At 66.6% G+C, this 15,702-nt stretch carries 14 protein-coding genes and 1 tRNA gene; 6 read left to right on the top strand and 9 right to left on the bottom strand.

Annotation, left to right across the window (positions count from 1 at the left end):
• Positions 1-31 precede the first annotated feature (31 nt).
• Positions 32-1,468: a DUF1254 domain-containing protein gene (locus tag ACWEOI_RS01650; RefSeq protein ID WP_452358682.1), complete on the top strand. Its 1,437-nt coding sequence runs from the start codon at positions 32-34 to the stop codon at positions 1,466-1,468.
• 125 nt (positions 1,469-1,593) lie between these two features.
• Here the strand turns inward: ACWEOI_RS01650 and ACWEOI_RS01645 are convergent, their stop codons facing one another.
• From ACWEOI_RS01645 to ACWEOI_RS01630, 4 genes are all read right to left on the bottom strand, one after another.
• Positions 1,594-1,866, bottom strand: coding sequence for a hypothetical protein (locus ACWEOI_RS01645; RefSeq protein WP_452358681.1), 273 nt, complete (start codon positions 1,864-1,866; stop codon positions 1,594-1,596).
• A 365-nt stretch (positions 1,867-2,231) separates the two neighbouring features.
• Positions 2,232-3,476 carry a sigma-70 family RNA polymerase sigma factor gene (locus ACWEOI_RS01640; protein ID WP_433670581.1) on the bottom strand — a complete coding sequence of 415 codons (1,245 nt, stop codon included), beginning with the start codon at positions 3,474-3,476 and terminating at the stop codon, positions 2,232-2,234.
• Entirely contained in the window at positions 3,473-3,811 is a 339-nt protein-coding gene (locus ACWEOI_RS01635; RefSeq protein WP_452358680.1) for a YciI family protein, read from the bottom strand. Before ACWEOI_RS01635 ends, ACWEOI_RS01640 begins: the two co-directional genes overlap by 4 nt.
• A gap of 7 nt (positions 3,812-3,818) precedes the next feature.
• Positions 3,819-4,187 carry a YciI family protein gene (locus ACWEOI_RS01630; RefSeq protein WP_433670584.1) on the bottom strand — a complete coding sequence of 123 codons (369 nt, stop codon included), beginning with the start codon at positions 4,185-4,187 and terminating at the stop codon, positions 3,819-3,821.
• A 177-nt stretch (positions 4,188-4,364) separates the two neighbouring features.
• Between ACWEOI_RS01630 and ACWEOI_RS01625 the strand changes: the two genes are divergently transcribed.
• Together ACWEOI_RS01625 and ACWEOI_RS01620 are read left to right on the top strand one after the other, a co-directional pair.
• Positions 4,365-5,279, top strand: a complete 915-nt coding sequence (locus ACWEOI_RS01625; protein WP_433670585.1) for a TIGR03619 family F420-dependent LLM class oxidoreductase — start codon at positions 4,365-4,367, stop codon at positions 5,277-5,279.
• Between the two features lie 335 nt (positions 5,280-5,614).
• A complete protein-coding gene (locus ACWEOI_RS01620) occupies positions 5,615-6,481 on the top strand; it encodes a class II glutamine amidotransferase (protein WP_452358679.1) in 867 nt (288 codons plus the stop codon).
• 348 nt (positions 6,482-6,829) lie between these two features.
• On the opposite strand, the gene ACWEOI_RS01615 is transcribed toward ACWEOI_RS01620, so the two are convergent.
• Positions 6,830-7,240, bottom strand: coding sequence for a DUF4189 domain-containing protein (locus ACWEOI_RS01615; protein WP_387455384.1), 411 nt, complete (start codon positions 7,238-7,240; stop codon positions 6,830-6,832).
• A 349-nt stretch (positions 7,241-7,589) separates the two neighbouring features.
• On the opposite strand from ACWEOI_RS01615, the gene ACWEOI_RS01610 reads away from it, so the two are divergent.
• Positions 7,590-7,961, top strand: coding sequence for a VOC family protein (locus ACWEOI_RS01610; RefSeq protein WP_357089235.1), 372 nt, complete (start codon positions 7,590-7,592; stop codon positions 7,959-7,961).
• A gap of 265 nt (positions 7,962-8,226) precedes the next feature.
• Here ACWEOI_RS01610 and ACWEOI_RS01605 read toward each other — a convergent pair whose 3' ends face one another.
• The 3 genes from ACWEOI_RS01605 to ACWEOI_RS01595 form a co-directional block, all read right to left on the bottom strand.
• The gene (locus ACWEOI_RS01605; RefSeq protein WP_452358678.1) at positions 8,227-8,721 is read right to left on the bottom strand and encodes a DUF4232 domain-containing protein; all 495 of its coding nucleotides are present in this window, start codon (positions 8,719-8,721) and stop codon (positions 8,227-8,229) included.
• A gap of 334 nt (positions 8,722-9,055) precedes the next feature.
• A tRNA-Arg gene (locus ACWEOI_RS01600) sits at positions 9,056-9,128 on the bottom strand.
• A 70-nt stretch (positions 9,129-9,198) separates the two neighbouring features.
• The gene (locus tag ACWEOI_RS01595; RefSeq protein WP_452358677.1) at positions 9,199-10,668 is read right to left on the bottom strand and encodes a flavin-containing monooxygenase; all 1,470 of its coding nucleotides are present in this window, start codon (positions 10,666-10,668) and stop codon (positions 9,199-9,201) included.
• Between the two features lie 517 nt (positions 10,669-11,185).
• Between ACWEOI_RS01595 and ACWEOI_RS01590 the strand changes: the two genes are divergently transcribed.
• Entirely contained in the window at positions 11,186-12,823 is a 1,638-nt protein-coding gene (locus tag ACWEOI_RS01590; protein WP_433670589.1) for a long-chain fatty acid--CoA ligase, read from the top strand.
• Positions 12,824-13,119: 296 nt separating this feature from the next.
• Here ACWEOI_RS01590 and ACWEOI_RS01585 read toward each other — a convergent pair whose 3' ends face one another.
• Positions 13,120-13,938, bottom strand: coding sequence for a class I SAM-dependent methyltransferase (locus tag ACWEOI_RS01585; RefSeq protein ID WP_452358676.1), 819 nt, complete (start codon positions 13,936-13,938; stop codon positions 13,120-13,122).
• 116 nt (positions 13,939-14,054) lie between these two features.
• Between ACWEOI_RS01585 and ACWEOI_RS01580 the strand changes: the two genes are divergently transcribed.
• The gene (locus ACWEOI_RS01580; RefSeq protein ID WP_452358675.1) at positions 14,055-15,674 is read left to right on the top strand and encodes an acyl-CoA synthetase; all 1,620 of its coding nucleotides are present in this window, start codon (positions 14,055-14,057) and stop codon (positions 15,672-15,674) included.
• The last annotated feature ends 28 nt before the right edge of the window (positions 15,675-15,702 follow it).

Genomic DNA, 15,702 nt, shown 5'->3' with positions numbered 1-15,702 from the left:
TCCCCGCTTCCGGCATCGAAGAGGAGTGTTGATGACGCGCTATGACGACCTGGCCGATTCCCGTTTCGAGGATGGATTTCCCACACCGGACACCGTCGGCGTACTGCGCGACGAACTGCTGTTCCAGAGGGCGGTGCAGGCGTATCTGTGGGCGCTGCCCGCGATCAACATCTGGGCGATGAAGGAAGCGTCCGACCGCCGCTTCGGCGGCGGCTACCACATCCTGCCCGTGTGGCAGGATCGTATCGACGCCAAAACCCTGGTCACCACACCGAACTTCGATGTTGTCTACGCCATGGGCTACCTCGACCTGGCCGCCCACGGCCCCCTGGTGATCGAGGCTCCCCCGGGCGTGCAGGGCATCCTCGACGACTTCTGGCAGCGCCCCATCCTCGGACCGATCATCGACGGGCACCAGCACAAAGGCGATGTCGGATTGGTCGGTCCGGACGGTGGAGAGGGCGGACGATACGTCCTGCTCTCACCCGGGTACACCGGTGACGAACCCGACTCCGGATTCGTCTACCGCTCCAGAACGGACAACGTCTTCCTGTTCTGGCGATCGTTCTTCGACGACCCCACCGACCTGAGCGCGACCGTCGCCCGGATCAAAGCCACCGTGATCTACCCGCTGGGCTCCGAAAACAGCGCTGTGCCGATGGAATTCCCGCATGCCTCCGGCGTCGAACTCGACATGCTGTTCCCTCGCGACGGTTCATATTTCGACATGCTGGACCGATTCATCCAAGCCGAAGCCGTCGATCCCGCCGACCTGGACATGCGAGGGTTCCTGCACACCCTCGGCATCGAGAAGGGCGGAGCCTTCACCCCCACCCCGCACCAGCGCGAACTGCTCGACAAAGCCGCGCGCACCGCATTCGCCCTGTCCAAGGTCGCCATCACCGACCTGCTTCCGAACGAGCCCGGCGGCACTTACTTCCCGAACCGCCCGTGGCTCAACGTCTTCGCCGGCGAGAACACCGAATTCCAATCCAGCGGAACCTTCACCAACCTGGAACAACGCGCCGGCTACTTCACCTCCGCCTATTCCGACTCACCGGCCATGGTTGTCAACCTTGTCGACAAGGGCGCGAAATACCCGGTAACCATGCGAGACACCAACGGCGACCGTCTCGACGGCGCCCGCCATTACACCCTGACCCTGCCCGCCGACATACCCGCGAAACTGTTCTGGTCGGTCGCGCTTTACGACCCGGTCACCGCCTCCGGACTCGACAACGGACAGCGGTTCCCCTCGATCAACACCATGGACAAACCCGCCACCAACCCCGACGGCTCCCACACCATCGGCTTCGGCCCCGACAAGCCCGTCGGCATCGGCGAAAAGAACTGGCTCCGAACAGTTCCCGGCAAAGGCTTCTTCGTCATCGTCCGCCTCTACGGCCCCGGCAAAACCTTCTACGACCAAACCTGGACACCCGGCGACTTGGAACCCCTCTCCACATAACCCGACCGCCCGCTGATGGGAATTGAGCGCTGAGTTTTCACGCTTGGCCAACCTGCTCGGGAGAAGTCGCCGAACAGCCCCGGTAGTGAAAGTGCTTGTGTGGGTGGGTCCGACGACGGTCGGAGCTATGACACGAAGGACTCGGCCACCTGCATGCGGTCCGGATCGAAGGTGGTGGTCAGGGGTGGTTGGCCGTCGCGCTGGTCGATGCTGATCGTGGTGTTGTCGAGGAACCGGATGTGAGGGCAGCCGGATTCGATTCTCCGCCAGAGCAGGACACGGCGGGCGAACAGGCCGTCGGGTTCACGCAGCCAGACTCGGCACGAGGGGTCGATCACGTTGTAGAAGGTTTCGGTGACGGCCTCTACCCGGCCGTCGGGACTGGGCTGAACCTGCACGATCCGGGTGAGGTCATCGTTGGATGGCCAGGAGGATACGAGCAGCAGCGAAATCAGCCAGACGGGGAAGGTCAGGAGGCCAAACGGCGATGGCCCAGATGATTCGCTGCTTGCGCAATGACCGAGCTGTCGGCGCCGCGTCTGTTTCGGTCGGAGAAAGATCTTCTCCGACTGCCTGTTCGGTCAACAGATGCCCCCTCGCGTGAAACGAACCCAAGGCCACTGCAGTCCCGCCGAGGTCTACGCCGGCCACCTGAACAGCGGTGACGCACTGACCGTTTGAGCCCGCCATCGTTTTCCCGCAACCGGGTGATGAGCCGCGACAGGACGTAGGCAGTCGTCCAACGACCTTCGCTTGCCGGCCGCTATCGGTCGGGTCGGCCCGCCTTGTCTCGAAGGTAGCGCTGTTCGGGAAGACTTGTGGTGCGCTGGGCCGCCAGACGGTAGTTCGCCCGAGCAGCGGCGAACTCGCCCGCCAGCTCCTGTAAGTGGGCGCGAACGGCGTAGAGGCGGTGGTGTCGGCCGATCCGAGGGTCGCTGTCCAGTCCTTCCAGCAGTTCGAGTCCCGCCTGGGGACCGTGGGTCATCGCGACCGCGACGGCGTAATTGAGCGTGACCATAGGATTCGGCGCGATCCGGCTCAGGATTTCGTACAGGATCCGGATCTGCTCCCAGTCGGTATCCGCGGCCCGCGGTGCCTGGACATGCAGCGCAGCGATCGCCGCCTGGAGTTGGTACGGGCCGATAGGCGAGGAGGACATGGCGGCGGTTACCAGCGCTGTGCCCTCTTCGATCAAGGCGGCGTCCCACCGGTTCCGGTCCTGCTCGGCCAGCGGAATGAGGGCACCGTCCGGGCCGGTGCGGGCCGCACGGCGGGCGTCGGTCAGCAGCATCAGCGCCAGAACCCCGGCGACTTCACCGTCATCCGGCAAGGACCGGTGCAGCATTCGGGTGAGGCGGATCGCCTCTGTGGTGAGTTCACTGCGATGCAGATCCGGTCCGGAACTGGCGGTGTAGCCCTCGTTGAAGATCAGGTAGAGCACGTGCAGGACAGCGTCCAGCCGTTCGGCCCATTCTTGGGCGCCCGGCATCGCTAACGACGCTCCTGCTGCCCTTATCCGTTGCTTGGCGCGGCTGATCCGTGGCGCCATGGTGGCCTCCGGCACGAGGAAGGCCCGCGCCACCTCGGCTGTGGTGAGCCCGCCGACGGCCCGCAGCGTGAGTGCAACCTGAGAAGCGGGCGTCAGTGCCGGAAGGCAGCACAGGAACAACAGTGCGAGCGTGTCGTCCTGGTCGCCGGGGCTTTCGTCGCCCGGCGGCGGCGAAAGGTCTGTGTCCGGTGTCTCCCGCGCGGCTGCGGTGACTTCCCTGCGGCGGCGTGCCTGCTCGTTGCGCACTTGATCGACCAGACGGCGGGCGGCGACGGTGATCAGCCAGGACCGCGGGTTTTCCGGGAGACCCTCGGCGGGCCACTGCAGCGCCGCGGCGAGCAACGCCTCCTGGACCGCGTCCTCGCATTCCTCGAACCCGCCGTAGCGGCGCAGAAGCACCCCGAGAACCTGCGGCGCCAGGTCGCGCAGCAGGTCCTCGAGACGTTCGGACGCGCTCACATCTCCATCCCGGCCGAGTCCATCAACGGACGTACCTCCACGGCACCGATCTGACCGCTCGGTAGCAGAGCTGCCAGTTCCACGGCGCGCTCGCGGCTTTCGCAATCGACCAAGAACTGGCCGGCGACATGATCCGGGGCCTGCAGGTACGGGCCCTCGGTCACGGTCACCGCGCCATCCGAAACCCGTACCACGGCGCTGATGGACGGATCAGCAAGAAGGTGAGCGTTGATCAGTTCCCCCGCACGCCCGGTCGCGGCCAACGACTGCTCGAGGTCGAATCCTTCCCCCTGTACGGCCGCAGTGCTCAGATAGAGATTCAGCAGGAACTTCACGGGGTGCTCAGCGGTCGGCTGTGTCTTCGAAGATGATCTGCCGCACCTCGATGCCGAGGCCCTCTACACCGGCGTCCGGGATGAGCGCGGCCAGCTCCAGCGCACGTTCCCGGCTGCCGCACTCCACCATGTAATACCCGCCGAGGTACTCCTTGGCCTCGAGGTATGGCCCGTCGGTCACCGCGGGAACGCCGCCCCGGACCCTGACCACAGCGCTCTGCGACGGGTCGGCCAGTACCGCGGTGCTGATCATCTCCCCCGACTTGGTGACGGCCTCCATGAACGCGCCGTGGCCGCTCATCACCTTTTGGCGCTCCTCTTCGGTCAGCGCATCCCAGATCTGCGGGTTGTTGTGCATGATCAACAAGAACTTCACAGCGTCTCCTTCGATGGTCAGGCGGCGCCCTCGAGGCACCGTTCACCATAAAGTCGGAGCCGGTGACGCATTCTTGCGGTGCCGGACCGCAAAATTCTGCTGCCCGCTCCGACTAAGACCCGAAGGGACGCCTCACCTGAGCGTTCCGCACCCAACGGTCAACAATGGAGTATCGGAATGAATCTTCCGCGCATCGGCGTCAGCCTGCCCTACGTCGGCCCACATGCCGGTCCGGACGCCATCGTCGCAGTGGCCCAGGCGACCGAACGGCTCGGGTTTCACTCCGTGTCCGCCAGCGATCGGCTCCTGATCCCTGCCGGACCGCACTGGAACAACGACGCGGGCCTGCCCGAGTCCCACGTCTGGGACTCACTGGAGGTGCTGAGCTGGGCGGCCGCCCACACCCAGCGGATCCGCGTGTGCACGGACATCGTGAACTCGATCTTCCACTCGCCGATCAACCTGGCCCGTCGACTGGCCACGCTCGACCGACTGTCCGGCGGTCGGTTGGATGTCGGCGTCGGCCAAGGCGGCGGCACTCGGCTGCCACCGTTCTACATCCCCGAGGAGTTCATTGCGGCGGGGGTGCCGGCCAGCCGCAGAGGCGCCGGATTCGTCGAGCACATCGCCGCGATGCGGGCATGCTGGGCACCCGACCCCGTTGAGTTCGATGGCGAGCACTACCAGATCCCGCTGTCCATGGTCGGCCCGAAGCCGTACGCAGGCACCCTGCCCCTGTTCATCGGCGCGATAACCCGTCACACGATCGAACGGGCAGCCCGCATTGCGGACGGCTTCATCACCACCGCGGTCGACTGGGACGACACCCGTAGAAACGTCCGCTGGTACCGAGAGGCCGGCGGCACAGGCACCGTCGTGGTGAATACGCTCCCGAGCCGTCGCGACCAGTACCCATCTCCCAGCGCTTTCACCGACACCGCGCTGAGCGACCTCGACCATGCCTCAGCCGTCGGCGCCGACGAGATGCACATCGCGATCCATCTGCTGCCCTCGAACCCGGAGCAGCAGGTCGAGCTGCTGGAGGCGCTTGCGGCCAAGCTTGGTTTGCCGACGCGCAAGACCACGCAGTAGAACCGACCCAGCGCCCTGCCGCCACAGCCGCCGGGCGCAACGCGGACGCCGACACCGATCCTGCCGTGCGATGCCTCGACAAGTTATTCGATCTTGGGCATGAACGCTACCGCGCTGACCGAACCGGTCAGCGCTAGGTGCTGCGGATCCGGGCATGCCGTGGGTTATCCCTGCGGGCGGTGTGCGCACCGTCGGGTTAGGTGGTGAGGTGATCCATCGCGTACATGCTCGGGGTTACGATGATGCTCGAGCACCGACGGCTTGCCTGACATGGCTCTATCTTCCCTCAGCCCGGCCGTGCAGTCCGCGCGTCTTCGCTTCTTGTGGGAGGGGTCATGTGCCGCCTGTTCGGACTCTCAGCCGCGCCGCAGCGGGTGCGCGCCACCTTCTGGTTGCTGAAGGCGCCCGACAGCCTGTCGCGGCAAAGTCACCGCGAACCTGACGGCGTGGGCCTGGGTACTTTCACCGCTACGGGCGCGCCGCTGGTGGAGAAGCAGCCGATCGCCGCCTACGAGGATCAGCTCTTCGCGCAGGAGGCCCGCGAACGCGAATCCGAAACCTTCGTCGCACATGTCCGCTTCGCCTCCACGGGCGGGCTGAACGTGCGCAATACCCATCCGTTCGAGCAGCACGGACGCCTGTTCGCGCACAACGGGGTGCTGGAGGGGCTCGACGAGCTGGAGCGCGAACTCGGCGACTATCGCCAACTCGTCCACGGCGACACCGACTCCGAGCGCTTCTTCGCCCTGATCACGGCCCGGATCGACCATCACGCGGGCGATGTCACCGCGGGCATCACCGACGCGGTCGGCTGGATCGCCGACCGGCTGCCGCTCTACGCACTCAACATGATTCTCACCACCGCGACCGAACTGTGGGCCCTGCGCTATCCCGACACCCACGACCTGTATGTCCTCGAGCGTGCCGCCGGTGGCGCACAGGGCGATCAGCGGCTCGACCACACGAGTCATAGGGGCATTCGCGCCAGCAGTGGCGTGCTGACCGACTATCCCGCTGTCGTCATCGCCACCGAACGCATGGACAACGACCCCGGATGGAGGCTCCTCGCCTCCGGTGAACTGCTCCATGTCACCGAGCATCTGCACGTGCGGTCCAGCATTATTCGGGATTCCCCGCCCCGCCACCTGCTTTCGCTCGCCGACCTGGACGAGACCGCCGCCGCCTCCCAGACCGCACACTAGTTGGTGTCCGTGCGGGAGGGCACCGCTACTTCGAGCCGGGGCAATCTGCTCGCGGGCGGCCTATCGAAGCACAGTCTGGTCGAGTTCTCGAGCGAAGAGCCAGGCGAGTTCGGCTCGGCGATGGCCTTCGTGAACGCCGCCGAGACTGCCTATTGCCCCGGCTGATGCCGGTGCACGGCTGGCCCGCCCTGAACGTCCGCCTCGTCCTCGCTGGCTCTCGCGACGCACGCTATTGCCGCATACCGCGCTGACCGAACCGGCCAGCGCTGGGCATCGGAAGATCAACTGGCCGTGCCGATCCGAGGTCGGCGGAACATCCGCTACTGCCGAGGACCTGCTGGAACTAGATCAAGGCTGGGTGCAGGCATGTTCGCGATTGAACGAGCCGACGCTTCCGGTGCCGGTGGGGAGGTTGCGGGTGGCGTCTGCGTATGCCTCCCCCGGGGTCGCCCCCTTACCGAAGCCCACGATCGGGAACCCTGCGACGATCGCGAGTGGACTCGTCACGACTGCACCGCAGCCGTTCGCGAACGTCACCATCATCCGGCAGTCGATGATGCCTTGACCCTTGCACGTTCGGTCGGCGGCTCGAATGGCGTCGGCTTCCGTCGGGTGGTTGACCGAAAACGCGTAGACGTTGCCCCACGCGCTGAGGGAAACGGCGCCCCAGTTGACGGGGTCGGCGGCGGCGGGTGGTGCCGCAAGAATGGCAGCGGCGCTCACCGAGAGGGCGGCGGCCGCAAAGGATTTGTTGAACAAGTGGCGTGCTTCCTCTGCGCGCCGACCAGGGTGCGGCGATCGCATGGAAGATACCGCAGCGCATGGACTCGAGATCGCCCCAAGTCTTGGGGGCACGGCAAAGACCATCACGAACTGCGGTGTTCGTGACGGATCTGCTGAAACCGATCTAGTCGCCCTTGGCTGCGGGAGCGCCCTCGTCGGTGGCCGTCGCCTCGCGCAGCCGTTCGGGATCCGGTGGTCGGGTCACGGCGCCTCATTCGATGAGTCGTCGAAGCGGCAGCGGCCGGTGTCGCGTTCTTACAATCGTGGGCGGCGTCGGCGATCCAGACTGGGCTGACAGCAATGTTGTTGCGGAGAGGAAAGATCCATGGCAGTTGCCACGCTGAAGATGCTCACCCTGGACAGTGCCGACGCGCGCCGAGACGCGGAGTTCTGGGCGGCCGCGCTCGGTTGGGAGATCGCCCACGTGCAGGACGAGTACGCCATGCTCACTGGTCCAGACCACGCGCTGGGATTCGGCACGGTCGCGGGCTATCAGCCGCCCACCTGGCCGAACGAGAATGGAACCAAGCAGTTCCACCTGGATTTGGCGGTCGAAGACCTCGAGATGGCCAGTAAGCAACTGGTCGAGTTGGGCGCTACGGTGCCCGAGTTCCAACCGGGTGAAAGCTGGCGGGTGCTGCTCGATCCGAGCGGCCACCCGTTCTGCCTCACCCTCGCTGCCAATTGGGCTAGCTGACCGGTCTGGCCGTATCTGACTGGGTATCCGCAAATGCCGCATGCCGCGCTGACCGAACCGGCCAGCGCGGGCGCCGGCAGCCGGAACCTGGAGCGGTGCAGAACATCCGCTCATGCCGAATGCAGCGCGTTTTGCTCGTCAGTAAGTGCCCGCGTACGAACTGATCATTTGGTGCGTGCGCGGCGGCGATGATGGCCCGCTGGACCTGACGGACCAGCCTACGAACTGTCGGTTACGGGAGCACGGGCACAATCCCGGCGAGCGCTCAGCCGCGCAGCGGACCGATGAAGGTGCCCGGATGGGTCGCACCTTCGGGCCATACCATGATCGAGCCCAGAGCGGCAGGCCAGACAGCATGCAGTTGGGTGGTGGAATCGGGTGGGGTGACGATGATTTCGGTGGGGGTACTGGTGCCGGTCGCGTAGGTCAGGGTGCTCTTGGCCTGACCTCCCGGGGGCAGGTGGACCGGTTGGCCCTGTTCGGAGGTTCGGGGCAGCGAGGCGCGGCCATTGTCGCCCACCGCGGCCAGATCGACTCCCGGGAAGCCTTGCAGGACACAGGATTCCTGAGACAGATTCGTCAGCACAACGCTCGCGGTGCGCTGACTTCCGCCGGGCTGTCCGAGCTCGGGCTGCACTGTGAGGCCCAGCCGGGAGGCCCCGCACCACGGCTCATCCGCCTGCGCCTGTCCCGCCGCCATGCAGGGTACTACCGCCCCGGCCACCACCAGCACCGCCGAAGCCACTGCCCTGAAACGCATATGCCGATCCTTCCGCATCCTCGTGATCGACAGTGATCTTGCGGATGGAACCTTATGGACGACTTATGTTCCGCTGAACACTGCCGTCCTCGGTGGAGGCGGCGTAACCGGACCGATGCGGCCGGCGAACTGGTCAGAAATCAAGCCGCGCCTGTTGATTCTGAGCGAGAGCCCGTCGCGGAGCGGCGCGCTCCGCGCGCCGCTCTTGAAGACGTGGCGGGCAAGCTCAACAAGGCACGCACGGGTTTCGCAACGGCGCACTCTCTGCGTACCGGTCCGGGGGCTAAGGGTGCGGACTCGGGCAAGAAAACGGCCTGACCTGCGGCCGAAAGTGTGCCCTCGGCAGGATTCGAACCTGCGACACCCGCTTTAGGAGAGCGGTGCTCTATCCCCTGAGCTACGAGGGCTGACCGCCCGGCCGAGGCCGGGTCGTCGGCAGTCTACCTGGTTGGGGGCTCGGGGGTCGCATCCGCTGGGTCAGCGGCGGGAGGCCTCGGATTCGAGGTAGTCGGCGGGGGTGAATCTGGTTGTTTTCCAGCGGAACAGGAGGGTGGCGCCGGGCCAGTTGTTGGTGATGCGGCCCGAGGCGTTGCGGTACCAGCTGGAGCAGAAGTTCCAGGGGGTGTCCTTCAGGCGGCGCTGCAGCCAGTCGTCCCAGGACTGTTCCGCCTCGGGGGTGGCGGCCAGGTAGCGGCCGGGGCGGCGGGACAAATAGGAGATGGCCTGGCGGATGTAGCGGGACTGGGACTCCAGCATGTAGATGATGGAGCCGGAACCGACATTGGTGTTGGGGCCGTACATGAGGAACAGGTTCGGGAAACCGGGGACCGACATGCCCAGGAAGGCGCGGGCGCCCTCGGGGGACCACTCGTCGGCCAGTTTGCGGCCGTGCAGGCCGTAGATGTGCATGGGGGCCAGGAACTCGGTGCCCTTGAAACCGGTGCCGTAGACGATCACGTCGACCGGGTGCTCGACGCCGTCCGCGGTGCGAATTCCGTTGGGCGTCACCGCCTCGATGGCGGTGGTCTCGACCGTCACATTGGGCTGCGACAGGGCGGGGAAATACTCGTTGGAGAACAGGCCGCGCTTGCAGCCCGCCGCGTAGTCGGGGGTCAGCTTGGTGCGCAGGGCCTCGTCCGGAACCTGCTTGGCGCGGTGCCGGTCGGCGATCGCGATCACCGGATGCTTGATCGCCGGAATGTCGGTGAGCGCCAACGCCATCACCTCGAAGAAGGTCCAGATGGCGAACCGCTCCGCCAGCCGCGCACCGGGCACGTACTCGAACAGGGCGTGATGCAGCCGGGTGTACTCGACATCGAACTTCGGCAGCACCCAGGCGGCCGAACGCTGGAACAGCGTCAGATGGTCGACCTTCGGCTGGATCGCCGGAATATATTGAATGGCACTGGCTCCCGTGCCGATACACGCCACCCGCTTACCGGTCAGATCCACCGAATGATCCCATTCGGCCGAATGGAACGCCGCGCCGGTGAAGGAATCGATGCCGGGCAGATTCGGCATGGCGGGCCGGGACAGCTGCCCGACCGCGGGAATCAGCACATCCGCCAGGTGGGTGACGCCGTCGGCGGTGCGGACCCGCCACATCGCGCTCGACTCGTCGAACTCGGCGTCCACCACCTCGGCCCCGAACTCGATCTTCGCGGGCAGGCCATGCTTCTCGGCGACCGTGCACATGTACGCGTGGATATCGGCCTGCTGCGAGAAGCGCCGCGGCCAATCCGATTTCGGCTCGAACGACCACGAGTACAGCGGCGACGGCACATCGCAGGCCGCGCCCGGATAGGTGTTCTCCCGCCAGACCCCGCCGAGGTCGGCGGCCTTCTCCAGAATGGTGAAGTTGGTCAGGCCGTGGCGCTGCAATTCCAGCGCCATACCCAGTCCGGCGAATCCGGCACCGATGATCAGAATGGACGGCTCCCGCTGCATGTCAGCAACGGTAGGGCGCATTACCGCTGGTCATGCAGACATCGCCGGTCAGTGAATCGGTATTTTCGGCCACTCCGGTTTGCGAGCCCGGATTCGGATGCCGATAGTTGCCGGAATGTCGTTCTCACTGCCCACTGTCCGGGTCAGTGAGCGCCGTCTGACCTGCGACGCTGTCCCCGACTGGACAGCCCGGTGTCACACTCCCTATATTCACGGAAGTCTTTGCTCCAATTTGCTTGTCCTGGTTAGTGATTGGCTATTCTGCGCCGCCGCAGGGGGCGTCGTCAGCGCGCCGTGTCGCTGATCAGGACCGCGGGGCCGGCTGGTCGTCGTGTTGGGCGGCGGCGGGTCGGCAACGGGCTGCGGACGGCGAGGGTGGGGTTCGTCGTCCGCAGCCCGAGACCTCGTCCCTCGACCCGGGACGACTTCCTCGCAGCTCACATCCGAATTCGGCTAGGCTCGCCGCAAGTGACTCAGTTCACGTCACTCGTAGGTACATGCAAGGAGCGGTTGGGAAATGTTGAGCACCATGCAGGACGAGCAGCTGTCACTCGCGACACTGCTGCGCTACGCCTCCACCTTCCAGGGCGACAGCTACGTCTCCACCTGGACCGGCGACGGCTTACGCACCCAGACCTATCGTGAGGTCGGCCAGGACGCGGCCCGACTCGCCAATGCCCTGCGTGACCTGGGCATCGGCGTCGGAGACCGGGTCGGCACCTTCATGTGGAACAACAACGAGCACATGGTCGCCTACATCGCGGTACCGGCGATGGGCGCGGTGCTGCACGCCCTGAACATCCGCCTGTTCCCCGAGCAGCTGGTCTTCGTGGCCAACCACGCCGAAGACCAGGTCGTGATCGTCGACGGCTCGCTGCTGCCGATGTTCGCCCAGTACCTGCCCAACCTGAAGACCGTCCGCCACGTGATCGTCGCCAATGGCGACGCGGCCGCGCTCCAGGCTCCCGAGGGCGTCACCGTGCACTCCTACCGCGAGCTGCTCGACGCCCAGTCCGACAGCTACGACTTCCCGGTCATCGACGAGCGCTCCGCCGCCGGCATGTGCTACACCTCCGGCACCACCGGCGACCCCAAGGGCGTCGTCTACTCGCACCGCTCCAACTGGCTGCACGCCATGCAGGTGATCTCGCCCAACGGCATGGGTTTCGACGCCGCCGACACCGTGCTCGCCATCGTGCCGCTGTTCCACGCCAACGCCTGGGGCATCCCGTACGCCGCCATGATGTCCGGCGCCAATGTGCTCATGCCCGACCGCTTCCTGCAGCCCGCCCCGCTGCTGGAGATGATGGCCGCCGCCAAGCCCACCTTCGCCGCCGCCGTCCCCACCATCTGGGGTGGCGTGCTGGCCGGGCTGCAGGCGCAGCCGCAGGACATCTCGCACCTGCGCACCTGCGTGGTCGGCGGCGCGGCCGTGCCGCCGTCGATGATGCAGGCCTTCCAGGAGCGGCACGGCGTCAAGCTGCTGCACGCCTGGGGCATGACCGAGACCTCCCCGCTGGGTTCGGTCGCGCACCCGCCCGCCGGCGCCGAGGGCGAGGAGGCCTGGAACTACCGCTACACCCAGGGCCGCTTCCCGGCCGGTGTGCAGGCCCGCCTGGTTGCCGACGACGGCTCGGTGCTGCCGAACGACGGAGAAGCGCTGGGCGAGTTGGAGGTTCGCGGTCAGTGGATCACCGGCGCGTACTACTCGCCGTCCGGCGCCGAGGTGGATCCCGACAAGTTCCACGACGGCTGGCTGCGCACCGGTGACGTCGGCAAGATCAGCCCCAACGGCTACCTCACCCTGGTCGACCGCTCCAAGGACGTCATCAAGTCCGGTGGTGAGTGGATCTCCTCGGTGGACCTGGAGAACGCGGTCATGGGCCACCCGGCCGTCGCCGAGGCCGCCGTCATCGGCATCCCGGACGAGAAGTGGGACGAGCGCCCGCTGGTCGCCATCGTGCTGGCCGACGGCTCCGCGGCCAAACCCGAAGAGCTGCGCGACTTCATCGCGCCGAAGTTCGCCAAGTGGCAGCTGCCCGAACACTGGGCCTTCATCGCGGAGGTGCCCAAGACCAGTGTCGGCAAGTTCGACAAGAAGCGGCTGCGCGCCCAGCACGCCGATGGCTCGCTGACGGTCGTCACACTGGCCTGATCGCTGCACCCGAGATACAGCTCGAGCCGCGTCCCCACGGGACGCGGCTCGAAATAGGTGCCTGACCGGCTCGAATTCCCCCATATACAGATCAGTCCCCGGTAGTCTCCACCGAATTCGGAGTATCAGTCGTCGCTGATTACTCTCCATCCGACTGGCTTGCCGGGGGCCTGGCCGGATTCCTCGAACATGCCACCCATGTCTTCCGACGTCTCGTTCGACACTATGGCTCGCCCTGGTGTTCCGGTGTGAACTCAAGTGTCTCGCCGTCGGGATCGCCAGTCAATAGCTTGTTGCTATCTATCCTTGACGGCGCTCAATCCGTAGAGCACCGGGACGATCGGATCCGCGGGCGGGAGCCGCCACCAGCCGGTCTCGGTCGGCACCATCTGCGGCCAGCGCGGCCACGGCAGGGTGTCGGTCTCGGTCAGGCCGGTGATGCGCAGGCCCGCGTCGAGCAGGGCGGTGACCACCTCGCCGAGACCGTGCCGCCATTCGTAGGCGGTGGTGTCGGAGGTGAGATCCGGGCCGTCGGTGTAGGTGTGCGCGCTGTCGCGGCGTTGCGCGCCGCGCCCGGCCAGATAGTCGTCGTGCAGGACGAGCTGACTCGGATCGATCTCCGGCGGCGGCGTGGGTCCCAGCGCGTGCAGCAGCGGATGGAATTCCACCAGATAGAACAGCCCGCCGGGCCGCAGCAGGTCGGCGACCACCTGGGCCCAGCGGGTCAGGTCCGGCAGGTAGCAGAGCGCGCCCTTGCCGGTGTAGACGACATCGAAACTCTTCTCGCCCAGCGCTTCTCGCGCGTCGTACACGTCGGCGCACACGTATTCGACGGCATCCCCGGCCAATTCGCGCGCGTGCCGGACCGACTCCGGCGAGAAGTCCAAGCCCACCGCGCGAGCGCCCCGGCGCGCGAATTCGATTGTCTCCGTGCCGAGATGGCATTGCAGATGGGCGACGTCCAGGCCGCCCACATCCCCCAGGGCATCCCATTCGAAGGGCGCGAACCAGTAGCTCGCATCGTGATCACGGTAGAAACGGCTGGCGGCGTGGATGCCGGCGCGGGCATCCCAGTTCCGCCGATTCGCCGACAACGGATCTGTCACGGTCGCCATGATAGGCAGTTCCGGTCGCGGCCCCGGGTCCGTACGGTTAGTTTGAGGGCAGATGCCCGCAATCCGCAGGGGTGGACGAGGAGGTCCGGGGTGCAATCGAAACAGGGTGGTCAGGCATGACATTCGGGCTGATCAAGTCGGTGGGGGAGCGGGCCTACCTGGAGGCCGAATCCGCGCGCCTGGCCATGGAAGCCGGGTTGGCGCGACTGGAATCCCCGGCCGTGCTGCTGGCCGCCGCCACCGCCATGCTGCGCTACGGCACCCTGGCCGCCGGGCTGCGGCTGTCCGCGGCGCGCTACGGCGGTCGCACCGCCGTCATCGACGAACTGGGCGAACTCACCTTCGCCGAACTCGAGGACCGCTCCAACCGGCTCGCCAACGCCTGGCGCGAACGCGGACTGAAACCGCGTGAGGGCGTGGCCGTGCTGGCCCGCAATCACCGCGGCCTGATCGACGCCATCTTCGCCGCCGCCAAGTGCGGGGCCCGGATCATCCTGCTCAACACCGATTTCGCGGCCCCGCAGATCCGCGACGTCGCCACCCGCGAGGGCACCGACCTGCTCGTCTACGACGACGAGTACGCCGAACTGCTCGGCGAGGTGCACCCCAAGCGCGGCAGCTACCGGGCCTGGACCGAGGAGCCTCGCGAGGACAGCCTCGAACACCTCATCGCCACCGGATCGCCCGCCGCGCCGCCCGCGCCCGGGGCCGAACCCAAGATCATCCTGCTCACCAGCGGCACCACCGGCACCCCTAAGGGCGCGCCCCGCGCGGAACCGAAATCGCTGCTGTCCCTGGGCGGTCTGCTGTCCAAGGTCCCGTTCCGGGTGAACGAGGTGACCGAATGCTGCGCCCCGATGTTCCACACGCTCGGCTTCGCCTGCGCCGTGCTGACGCTGGGCTTCGGCTCCACCCTGGTGATCCGCCGCCGCTTCGACCCGCAGGCCGCCATCGACTCCATGGCCCGGCACGGGGCCACCACGGTGATCGCGGTGCCGGTCATGTTGTCGCGCATGATGGATCTGGGTGGCCAGGCTCTCACCGGGCACGACCTGTCCGCGCTGCGCATCGTGTTCGTGGCCGGATCCCAGCTGGGCGCGCAACTGTGCCGGGAGGTGACGGCGGCGTTCGGACCGGTCGTCTACAACCTGTACGGGTCCACCGAGGTCGCCTACGCCACCATCGCCACCCCCGCCGATCTGGCCGAAGAGCCCGGCTGCGTGGGCAAACCGGTGCTGGGGGCGCGTGTGGAGATCCTCGACGAGCGCGGGCGGGCCGTGCCGAACGGCGCGACCGGACGCATCTTCGTCGGCAACAGCATCCAGTTCGAGGGCTACACCGGCGGCGGGAACAAGGAATTCGTGCGCGGGCTCATGTCCTCCGGGGACGTCGGCCACTTCGACGCCGCGGGACGGCTTTTCATCGACGGCCGCGACGACGACATGATCGTGTCCGGCGGCGAGAACGTCTTCCCGGCCGAGGTGGAGGAACTGCTCTACACGCATCCGGCGGTGCGGGAGGCGGCGGTCATCGGCGTCGCGGACGAGCAATTCGGTGCGCGGCTCAAGGCTTTCGTGGTCGTCCACGACGGCAGGTCCTTCACCGAACCCGAGGTCAAGGAGTTCGTGAAGGACAACCTGGCCCGGTACAAGGTGCCGCGCGAGGTGGTGTTCCTCGCCGAACTGCCGCGCAACCCCACCGGCAAGGTGCTCAAGCGCAAGCTCCAGGAGGTCTGAGCCGCAGGCGCATCCGGCGCCTGCCCTT

The sequence above is a fragment of the Nocardia sp. NPDC004340 genome, assembly GCF_053602575.1.
This window is presented reverse-complemented; position numbering and strand designations above follow the sequence as displayed.